The sequence below is a fragment of the Youxingia wuxianensis genome (assembly GCF_014385085.1).
GTDB lineage: Bacteria > Bacillota > Clostridia > Oscillospirales > Ruminococcaceae > Youxingia > Youxingia wuxianensis.
Window position 1 is genome coordinate 1 of the sequence record NZ_JACRTD010000029.1, and the last position, 1026, is coordinate 1026.

The following is a 1026-nucleotide window of genomic DNA, read 5'->3' on the forward strand; positions in this document are numbered from 1 at the left end:
GTAGAATAATGCACATTTGCCCATTTATCGAACAGTACACAGCAAAACTTAATACCCCACCCACAAGGGACAGCCGAGAAAATCGACTGTCCTTTTTCTATGCCGACAGGCAGAAAGGAGCGACCACCTATGACGAAACCGAGAGAGAAAACCCGCGAGGAATTGACCGCCGAGATTGAGGACAGAAAGAAGAAAATCCGGCAGTTTGAGAACCGGGAAAAGATGTTGCGTCAGAAGCTATCCAAAGAGGAACGCAGAACGCGCAGCCACCGCCTTATCGTCCGGGGCGCGGTCTTTGAAAGCATTGTGCCGGAAGCAAAGAACATGACCGACGAGGAAGCCACAGCACTTCTCCGGCTTGCCTTGACGAGTGAACCAGCGCGGGAATATCTGAAAAAACGAGCCGGGGACGGGAACGCGGAATAATCCCTTTGGAACAAAGGGCGCACTTATACACCCTTGCGGGCGTGTGCGCTCTGCCGAGGGCTTATCTCCGCACAGGGAACTTTCCCCGCGCTCCGATATGGCGGCTTTGCCGCAACAAGGGGCTGCACCCCTTGCGCCGCTTCGCGGCTATCCCTGCACACCCACAAAAACAGTACACCCGCCCCGGCGTCTGTACTATTTTTGCGGGTTTTATTATCCTATCCGGGAGGTGATACCCATAGCCATTTACCATTGTAACATCGGCATAGTCAGCCGTGGAAAAGGCAAGTCAGCCGTTGCCGCAGCCGCCTACCGAAGCGGCGAGAAAATCACAAACGAGTGGGACGGAATGACCCATGACTACACCCGCAAGCGCGGCGTTGTCCATACAGAAATCATGCTGCCTTCCCATGCCCCGCCCTCTTTCTCTGACCGTTCAACCTTGTGGAACAGTGTGGAGCTTTACGAGAAAGCCGGGAACGCCCAGCTTGCCAGAGAGATTGACGCAGCACTCCCCATAGAATTATCCAGAGAGGAACAGATCCGGCTTGTCCGGGAATACTGTTCCTCTCAATTTGTTTCCAGAGGAATGTGCGTTGA

2 protein-coding genes are annotated in these 1026 nt (G+C 54.1%); both read left to right on the plus strand.

The genetic code is table 11. From position 1 onward, the window contains the following. The first annotated feature begins 129 nt into the window (after positions 1–129). On the plus strand, positions 130–426 hold the full coding sequence (locus H8705_RS13625; protein ID WP_227597414.1) for a DUF3847 domain-containing protein: 297 nt from the start codon (positions 130–132) through the stop codon (positions 424–426). A 229-nt stretch (positions 427–655) separates the two neighbouring features. After that, positions 656–1026, plus strand: a 371-nt coding sequence (locus tag H8705_RS13630) for a MobA/MobL family protein (protein ID WP_262396322.1), incomplete at its 3' end; no start/stop codon positions are given.

Bases quoted from the DNA above. Each gene is read 5' to 3' on its own strand.
- H8705_RS13625 (WP_227597414.1), top strand. From the start codon at position 130: ATGACGAAACCGAGAGAGAAAACCCGCGAGGAATTGACCGCCGAGATT.